This is a genomic window from Flammeovirga pacifica, assembly GCF_000807855.2.
Taxonomy (GTDB): Bacteria; Bacteroidota; Bacteroidia; order Cytophagales; family Flammeovirgaceae; genus Flammeovirga; species Flammeovirga pacifica.
Genome location: NZ_JRYR02000005.1, coordinates 2,168 through 2,485, shown reverse-complemented (window position 1 = coordinate 2,485; position 318 = coordinate 2,168). Strand labels below are relative to the sequence as shown.

At 22.6% G+C, this 318-nt stretch carries 1 protein-coding gene; it reads right to left on the bottom strand.

Translation table 11 applies throughout. The features are described from left to right. Positions 1 to 65 precede the first annotated feature (65 nt). A partial coding sequence (locus tag NH26_RS25665; protein WP_199880308.1) for a hypothetical protein occupies positions 66 to 318 on the bottom strand: 253 nt, incomplete at its 5' end.

Sequence of the window (318 nt, the reverse complement as noted above, 5' to 3'; positions counted from 1 at the left end):
TATGATCTAAAGAATTATCTACTCCAAATTCATCTAGTAAAAATAAAAGAGCTTTAGATTCTGTTTTACTTATTTCTATATTCATTTTCAAAGTGTTTTATTATTTCCAAACAGTTAAATCTAGATTTTATATTAGGAATTATTTTAATTATATCATTAACTCTATAGTCTTCTGTTTTCATAGTCAAAAGAACATATCTTATTTTTTGCTCATCCTCTAAAGATAAATTTCTTAAGAATGAATTTAATGAAAATTCATCAGATGAATTTTTAATTATTGGAGTGGTTTCATTATTACCTTGTTCAACTTGTACATAC